This window comes from Mycobacterium sp. 1164966.3 (assembly GCF_001665395.1).
GTDB lineage: Bacteria > Actinomycetota > Actinomycetes > Mycobacteriales > Mycobacteriaceae > Mycobacterium.
The window spans coordinates 1-1337 of the sequence record NZ_LZSG01000030.1 but is presented as its reverse complement, the minus strand read 5'-3'; the positions used below and the strand labels follow the sequence as shown (position 1 = coordinate 1337).

The 1337-nt window shown below is 62.8% G+C and carries 1 pseudogene; it reads left to right on the top strand.

Annotated elements, in window-relative coordinates:
• Positions 1-111 precede the first annotated feature (111 nt).
• Positions 112-1315 (top strand): annotated as a pseudogene (locus A9W99_RS10425) (IS481 family transposase).
• Positions 1316-1337: the final 22 nt, after the last annotated feature.

Here is a 1337-nt window from a genome sequence, read left to right as displayed (position 1 = left end):
GGTGTCCGAGGGGGTGTCTGAGTTCACGACATAGGTGACAGATGAGTCGAGTCATGGGTGACACCTGGGGTGATGGCTGATGAGTCGCGTCATAGGTGACAGTCGTGGTTCATGTCGAAAGCCCGTGTGGTTGTTCTGGAAGTCGTCAGCGGTCACCTCACCGTCACCGCGGCAGCCGAGATCTATAAGTTTTCTCGCCAACACATTTACCGCCTGCTCGAGCGCTACCACGTCGGCGGGCTAGAGGCCCTCGAGCCCCGCTCGCGGCGCCCCGCCAGCAACCCCCGGGCCATCGCCGATGACGTCATCGCCGCCATCGTGGTGTTGCGTGAGACGTTAATCGCCCAGGGCCTAGACGCCGGCCCCCTTGACGTTGCAGGGGCGCTTGGCCGAGCAAGGCCTGCCGGTGCCGTCAACCTCGACCATCCGGCGCATCCTGCACCACCACGGCCTGATTACCGCCCAGCCCCGCAAACGCCCAAAAAGCTCCTATCACCGCTTCCAGGCCGATCAGCCCAACGAGTGCTGGCAGTCCGACTTCACCCACTGGACTTTGGCCGATGGCACCGAAGTGGAAATACTCAACTGGCTCGATGACCATTCGCGGTTCCTGTTGGCCTGCATCGCCTATCCGCGAGTCACCGGCGCCGACGTGGTGGCCAGCTTCACCGCCACGATCAACACTTACGGTCCACCGGCATCCACACTGACCGACAACGCAGCGGTCTACACCTCACGATTCACCCACGGCCACAACGACTTCGAACTTTTGCTCACCAGCTTGGTAATCATCCAGAAAAACGCCCACCCCGGATACCCGCAAACCCAAGGAAAAATCGAACGCTTCCACCAAACCCTCAAACGCTGGCTGGCCGCACGCCCCCGCCCAGCCACCCTGGCCGACCTACAGACCTTGCTCGACGACTTCCGACACCTCTACAACACCGAACGCCCCCACCGCGCCCTACCACCAGCCACCACACCAGCGCAGGCCTACCTCGCCCGACCCAAAGCCCACCCCGCCGGGCTCAACGCCGGCCACTTCCGCATCCGCCACGACACCGTCGACCAATTCGGCAAACTCACCCTGCGCTACGGCAGCCGACTACACCACCTCGGCATCGGACGCTCCCACGCAGCAACCCCCGTGCTCATCCTGGTGACCACCACCCACGTCACCGTCGTCAGCAAAACCACCCACCAACTGATCGCCAGCCACACCATCGACCCCGACCGCAACTACTGGCGCAACCAACAAAAAAACCCCGGCCGCTGGCCGGGGCAACCTGTAACCCATGACGCGACTCATATGTAACCCATGACGCGACTCATCACAG